Origin of the sequence: Streptomyces sp. NPDC058291 (genome assembly GCF_042880855.1) — a bacterium.
Lineage (GTDB): Bacteria > Actinomycetota > Actinomycetes > Streptomycetales > Streptomycetaceae > Streptomyces.
Map to the genome: position 1 here is coordinate 1 of NZ_JBHVYK010000161.1, position 6,306 is coordinate 6,306.

A 6,306-nucleotide genomic window follows, 5' to 3' on the forward strand; every position below is an offset into this window, starting at 1 on the left:
GGTACGGAGATCTCCGTACCGCCCCTCCTCGCACACCGCACCGGGCCGACCGGCCCTCGGCCGTTACTTCAGCGCCAGCACCATCGCGTCCGACGGCGAGCACCACACCGTGCGGGCCTCGCCGAAACCGCGGGCGCGCAGCTCGCGCACGTGCCACGCCGGGGAGGGCGTGTCGCCGTCTGCGTGCTCGCCGTAGATCTCGAAGCGCCGGGCGGTCGGCTCGGCGAGGACGGGGTCCGCGGCGGCGAGCCGCCACCACTCGGCCCAGTCGAGGGCGCCGCCGCGCTTGGCCCGATCCATCCGCGCACGGCGCTGCGCGCGCTCCGCCGCGTTGATCCGGGGCGTCGACTCGTCGATCATGTGATCCGCGTTCATGAAGACACCGCCGTCGCGGACGAGTTCCGCGACCTGCCCGTAGAGGGCCGCGAGGGGTTCGCTGTGCAGCCAGTGCAGGGCCGTGGCGGTCAGGACGGCGTCGTAGGAGTCGTGGGGCAGCCGGGTCGGCCAGTCCGGGTCCTTGAGGTCGGCGGTCACGAGGCGGACCCGGTCGTCGCCTGCGAAGGTGCCCTCGGCGATGGCGAGAAGCGCCGGGTCGAGGTCCACGCCGGTGCTGGTGGCGCCGGGCAGACGGGCCAGCAGCCGGGCGGTGATCGTGCCGGTGCCGCAGGCGAGGTCGAGGACCCGCGGGGCCGGCCCGACCAGCGCCTCGACCATGTCGATCATGACCCGGAAGCGTTCCTCGCGGTCGGGCATGTACCACTCCTGCTGGCGGTCCCAGCTCCGCTGCCACGCGGCCCAGTCGGCGCCGACCGGGGCGCCGGCCCCGTCCGCGGCTCGGGCGCCGGCTTCGGCCCCGGCTTTCGTGCCGGCTTTCGTCCCGGCTTCCGTCCCGGCTTCCGTCCCGGCTTCCGCCCCGGCTTCGGCCCTGGTGGTCCGCGCGTCCGTCATCGCCATCCTCCCCGTAGGTCACGTAATACCCTGGAAGCACGAACGGCCGTTACCCCGCCCGCATCCCGACCATAGAGCGCCTCCGTAAGGACTACAAGTGGAACTGGCCTATTACTCGGACTACGCCGTGCGGCTCGTCAACAGCGAGGAGCCGACCCGGGGCAAGGACTCCCTGACGTCCGTCGAAGCCGTCCGGGGCCTCTTCGGCGGCAACCAGTCGGCCGCCCGTCGCGCCACCGACGCCGACGTCACCCGCTTCCGCTCGGTCCGCGGCCGGCTGCGCGCCGTGTTCGAGGCGGCCGACGGCGGCGACGAGACCCTCGCGGTGGACCTGCTGAACTCCCTGCTCCTGGAGTTCCCGGTGAGCCCGCAGATCTCCGGCCACGACTTCCGCGACGACGACGGCCACCCGCTGTGGCACATGCACCTGGCCGACCACCCCTCCAACGCGACGGCGGGCTACGCGGCCATCGCCGCCATGGGGCTGGCCTTCCACCTCACCGAGCACGGAGTCGACCGGCTGGGCCTGTGCGAGGCGAGCCCCTGCCGCAACGCCTACCTCGACACCTCCACCAACCGCTCCCGGCGCTACTGCTCCGACCGCTGCGCCACCCGCGCCAACGTGGCCGCGTACCGCGCCCGCAAGCGCCTGGAGGCGGACCGCGCGGGCGACACCGGCCTGGCCGCCGACAGCGCCCAGCGCACCACCGCCAGCGGCGAGCGCTGATCCGGCTTCAGCGGACGGTAACGCAGCCGCGCCCGGCCCAGGACCAGCTCGTCGGGCACGGCGCCGTAGTCCGTGCTGTCGCCGCCGGCGAAGGCGTTGTCCCCGAGGACCCACCAGCCGCCCGCCCGGCGCTCCACGGCCCGCTTGACGACGAGCAGGTCCTGCTGGAAGGGATGCCGCAGCACGATGACGTCGCCGGGCCGCACCCGCGCGCCGTACTGCACCAGCAGCCGGTCCCCGTGCCGGAGGGTGGGCACCATCGACGGACCGGTCACCTCGGCCAGCCCGAAGGGCGCGGTGGCCCTGCCCCGCTCGGTCTCCTGCGACAGCTCCGGCATCCCCGGCACCTCCCCGGTCCGTTCCTCCACCAGTCTCAGTCTGACCCCGGACTTTTGTCCTAAGCCCATGGGGGCACCCGTCAAAAGCCGTCCCTCAGGGAGTAATGTCCCACCTGAGAAGACGATCACGAGGAAGGAACGCTCCATGCTTTCCCGCCTGTTTGCCCCCACGGTCAAGGTCAGCGCACACTGCGACCTGCCCTGCGGCGTGTACGACCCGGCCCAGGCCCGCATCGAGGCGGAGTCGGTGAAGGCCGTGCAGGAGAAGATGGCCGCCAACGACGACCCGCACTTCCAGGCGCGCGCCACCGTCATCAAGGAGCAGCGTGCCGAGCTCGCGAAGCACCACGTCTCCGTGCTGTGGAGCGACTACTTCAAGCCCCCGCACTTCGAGAAGTACCCCCAGCTGCACCAGCTGGTCAACGACGCCCTGAAGGCCCTGTCGGCCGCCAAGGCCTCGACGGACCCGAAGACCGGCGAGAAGGCCCTGGAGCTCATCGCCGAGATCAGCGACATCTTCTGGGAGACCAAGAAGGCCTGACCCGCGGATCCCCGTCATGGCCCGCGGTCGGTGCACCATCGCGGGTCGCGGGAGACGCTCGTCGCACCTGCGCAGGGGCCCGGTCGGACAGCCGACCGGGCCCCTGCGTCGTGGCGTTCCGGGCGACGCTCAGAGGCCGTCCGCCTCGTCGCCCTCGCCCTCGCCCACCTCCAGCAGCCCGGCCGCCGCGCCGACGATGCGCGGATCGGGGGTGCCGACGACCTCCTCGTCCTTGTCCTCGTAGTCGAACCGGGCGAGCACGCTGCGCATGGCCTCGACCCGGGCCCGCTTCTTGTCGTTGCTCTTGACCACCGTCCAGGGCGCGTACGCCGTGTCCGTCTCGCGGAACATGGCGACCTTGGCCGCGGTGTAGTCGTCCCAGCGGTCCAGCGAGGCGAGGTCCATGGGGCTGAGCTTCCACTGCCGTACGGGGTCGATCTGCCGGATCGTGAAGCGGGTGCGCTGCTCGCCCTTGGACACCGAGAACCAGAACTTCACCAGGTCGAGGCCATCGTCGACGAGCATCCGCTCGAACATGGGCGCCTGCCGGGCGAAGCGCTGGTACTCGTCGTCGGTGCAGAAGCCCATGACCCGCTCGACGCCCGCCCGGTTGTACCAGGACCGGTCGAAGAGCACGATCTCGCCCGCGGTCGGGAGCTGCTCGACGTACCGCTGGAAGTACCACTGCCCGCGTTCCCGCTCGGTGGGCTTCTCCAGGGCCACGACCCGGGCGCCGCGTGGGTTGAGGTGCTCGGTGAACCGTTTGATGGTGCCGCCCTTGCCGGCCGCGTCCCGGCCCTCGAAGAGGATGACGAGCCGGCGTCCCGTCTCCTTGATCCAGCTCTGCAGTTTCAGCAGCTCGATCTGCTGGAGCCGCTTGTGCCAGTCGTACTCCTTGCGCTCCATGCGCTGTGCGTACGGGTAGTTCTCCCGCCAGGTGTCGACCGGACTTCCGTCCGGCCGGATGAGCACCGGGTCGTCCTGGTCGCTGTAGTCGACCCGCAGGCCGGTCTCTTCGGACAGCAGGGGCCGTGTGGTCATGGCGTCCGCCTCCCAGGGCTCACGGTCTAAGGGCTCACGTCGATGGGCTCACGGTCTAAGGGCTCACGTCGATGGGCTCGGGGTCGAAGGGGTCGGGTCGATGGGCTCGGGGTCGATGGGCTCGGGGTCGATGGGCTCGGGGTCGAAGGTCTCGGGGTCGAAGGGGTCGGGGTCGAAGGGGTCGGGTCGAAGGGGTCCGGGTCGAAAGGGTCGGGTCGAAGGGGTCCGGGTCGAAAGGGTCGGGTCGAAGGGGTCCGGATTCGCGGGGCGAGCAGCCCTGCGACCACTCCGCGCGTCGCGACCACCCCACCGCGCCGCTGCCCACCGCCTGCCCGGACCGGCGCGGAGGATGCCCGCCGAGGCGACCCGAGTGGCGGACCGGGCGAGAACGGCTTGCGCGAAGACGAGAACGGCCGCCGTGGGGGCAGTCCCGGCGGCCGCGCCCGGCGGGCGCCGCTCGTGCGATCCTGGCGTGATGAATCGGGACGACCTGGTGAGGCTCCGGCAGGCCCGGGACCGGATGGACCGCGAGTACGCCGAGCCCCTCGACGTCGCCGCGCTCGCCGGCACGGCGCTGATGTCCCCCGGCCATTTCCAGCGCAGCTTCCGCGAGGCCTACGGCGAGACGCCCTACGGCTACCTGATGACACGCCGCGTCGAGCGCGCCAAGGTCCTTCTGCGCCGCGGGGACCTCAGCGTGACGGAGGTCTGCATCGCGGTCGGCTGCACCTCGCTCGGCTCGTTCAGCTCCCGTTTCACCGAGCTGGTCGGCGAGACCCCGAGCGCGTACCGGGCCCGCTCGCACGACGAGAGCGCGGTGATCGCCCCCTGCGTGGCCAGGAGGTTCACCCGCCCCCGACCGGGCCGGCGCGCCTAGGCTGGATGCATGGATCTCAAACTCCACCAGTGTTTCGTCGCCGTCGACGACCACGACAAGGCCCTGCACTTCTACGTCGAGGTCCTCGGTCTGGAAGTCCGCAACGACGTCTCCTTCGAGGGGATGCGGTGGGTGACCGTCGGGTCCCCGCTCCAGCCGGAGGTGAGCATCGTGCTGGAGCCGCCGGGCGCCGACCCGGACTTCTCCCCCGCCGACCGGGAGGCGATGGCCCGGCTGCTCGCCAAGGGCGTGCTGCGCGGGGTCATCTTCACCACCGCCGACTGCGACGCGCTGCACGCGCGGGTGCAGGAGGCCGGCGTCGAGGTGCTGCAGGAACCGATGGACCAGCCGTACGGGGTGCGCGACTGCGCCTTCCGGGATCCGGCCGGGAACATGCTGCGGTTCATGGAGCGGAAGGCGTGACCCGGGCGTGAACCGACCGGTCCGCTGGACGTACGCCTTCGTCGACCGGCCCGCCGCCCGGTTCGAACACGCCCTCGCCTTCTGGGCCGCGGTCACGGACACCCGTGCGTCCGGGCCCAGGGGCGAGCGGGGCGAGTTCGCCACCCTGCTGCCCGAGGGCGCGGACGCCTGCGTGAAGGTCCAGGGCGTCGCGGGCGGCGACGGCGGCGCGCATCTCGACTTCGCCGTCGAGGACGTGCCCGGCTTCGTCGAGGAGGCCCGGCGTCTGGGCGCCGAGCAGGCCGCCGCGCACGAGGGCTGGGCCGTGCTGCGCTCCCCGGCCGGGCAGGCGTTCTGCGCGGTGCCCTGGCACGGAGAGGCCGTGCGGCCGCCGGTGGTGGCCGGCAACCGTCTCGACCAGGTGTGCGTCGACCTCCCGCCGTCGGCCTTCGACGCCGAGGTCGCCTTCTGGAGTGCGCTGCTGCCCGACTGGTCGGCCCGGCCCGGATCCCGGCCCGAGTTCCATGTGGTCGAGCCGCCGGCCGGACTCCCGGTCCGCATCCTGCTGCAACGGCTCGACGACGAAGCCGGTGCCGCCGGCGGCCGGGTCTGCGCCCATCTCGACCTGGCCTGCGGTGCGGACGTGGACGCCGTGCGCGCCCGGCACGAACGGCTCGGCGCGACGTTCGTCGCCCGCCATCCCCACTGGACGGTGCTGCGCGACCCGGCCGGCGGCGTGTACTGCCTGACCGGCCGCGACGCCGAGACGGGCGGGCTGCCCCGGGCCGGTTCCTGACCCCTGGCCAGGGACCGGGCGGACCGCGGCCGCCGAGGACACGATCGTCGAGAACGCGGTCGCCGAGAACGGTCGCCGAGAAGCCAGTCGTCAGGACGGCTGTCGTCGAGAACCGCGGCTCCTCTGGCGGCCGTACGGCCGCCGTCCGCACCCCGACGTCACGAGGTCCGGGCGGCGGGGGCGCCGGGCTCCTCCCCAGGTTCGGCCAAGTGTGCGGCGTGCCCGGGCTGCCCCGGTCCGGTGGCGGGATCGGAGTGGGCGCCCGGCTCCACGTACGCCTCGCACTGCGGGTTGTGACACGGCCCCGGAACCCACCGCGGGACCCATGCGCCCAGCGTCTTGTGCCGCCGCACGACGGACTGCACGGGCTGCCCGCAGGCGGAACAGACGCGTTGTTCCCTGTCCATGTCCTCAGAGTAGGGCGGCCACCGCCGGAGCGCTCCCCGCCGTACGTCACCTTCCCGGCGAGCGGACGTGCAGCCAGGCATCCGGGCGACCGCCTGGGCAGACAGACGCACGGGCGGTCGGGCAGCCCATCGGACAGGCGGGCACACGGCCAGTCGGCGCGCCCGCGGCCGGGAGGCAGACAGACGCACGGGCGGTCGGGCAGCCCATCGGACAGGCGGGCACACGGCC

The 6,306-nt window shown here is 72.7% G+C and carries 7 protein-coding genes and 1 pseudogene; 5 read left to right on the forward strand and 3 right to left on the reverse strand.

What is annotated here, in order from left to right:
* Positions 1–63 precede the first annotated feature (63 nt).
* Positions 64–948 carry a class I SAM-dependent methyltransferase gene (locus ACFVYK_RS37590; RefSeq protein WP_389781233.1) on the reverse strand — a complete coding sequence of 295 codons (885 nt, stop codon included), beginning with the start codon at positions 946–948 and terminating at the stop codon, positions 64–66.
* Positions 949–1,045: 97 nt separating this feature from the next.
* On the opposite strand from ACFVYK_RS37590, the gene ACFVYK_RS37595 reads away from it, so the two are divergent.
* Entirely contained in the window at positions 1,046–1,675 is a 630-nt protein-coding gene (locus ACFVYK_RS37595; protein ID WP_389781234.1) for a CGNR zinc finger domain-containing protein, read from the forward strand.
* On the opposite strand, the pseudogene sodX reads toward ACFVYK_RS37595, so the two are convergent.
* Positions 1,582–2,013 (reverse strand): annotated as a pseudogene (gene sodX / locus ACFVYK_RS37600) (nickel-type superoxide dismutase maturation protease); the annotation flags it as partial. The gene ACFVYK_RS37595 and the pseudogene sodX sit on opposite strands and share 94 nt — an antisense overlap.
* 145 nt (positions 2,014–2,158) lie before the next feature.
* Between sodX and sodN the strand changes: the two are divergent.
* Positions 2,159–2,554: a superoxide dismutase, Ni gene (gene sodN / locus ACFVYK_RS37605; RefSeq protein WP_069773659.1), complete on the forward strand. Its 396-nt coding sequence runs from the start codon at positions 2,159–2,161 to the stop codon at positions 2,552–2,554.
* Between the two features lie 129 nt (positions 2,555–2,683).
* On the opposite strand, the gene ppk2 is transcribed toward sodN, so the two are convergent.
* Entirely contained in the window at positions 2,684–3,595 is a 912-nt protein-coding gene (gene ppk2 / locus ACFVYK_RS37610; RefSeq protein ID WP_389781235.1) for a polyphosphate kinase 2, read from the reverse strand.
* 475 nt (positions 3,596–4,070) lie between these two features.
* Here ppk2 and ACFVYK_RS37615 point away from each other — a divergent pair, with 475 nt between their 5' ends.
* The 3 genes from ACFVYK_RS37615 to ACFVYK_RS37625 are packed head-to-tail and all read left to right on the forward strand — an operon-like array spanning position 4,071 to position 5,670.
* Entirely contained in the window at positions 4,071–4,472 is a 402-nt protein-coding gene (locus ACFVYK_RS37615; protein ID WP_389781236.1) for a helix-turn-helix transcriptional regulator, read from the forward strand.
* Positions 4,473–4,481: 9 nt separating this feature from the next.
* The gene (locus tag ACFVYK_RS37620; protein WP_389781237.1) at positions 4,482–4,895 is read left to right on the forward strand and encodes a VOC family protein; all 414 of its coding nucleotides are present in this window, start codon (positions 4,482–4,484) and stop codon (positions 4,893–4,895) included.
* Positions 4,896–4,902: 7 nt separating this feature from the next.
* On the forward strand, positions 4,903–5,670 hold the full coding sequence (locus ACFVYK_RS37625) for a VOC family protein (RefSeq protein ID WP_389781238.1): 768 nt from the start codon (positions 4,903–4,905) through the stop codon (positions 5,668–5,670).
* The last annotated feature ends 636 nt before the right edge of the window (positions 5,671–6,306 follow it).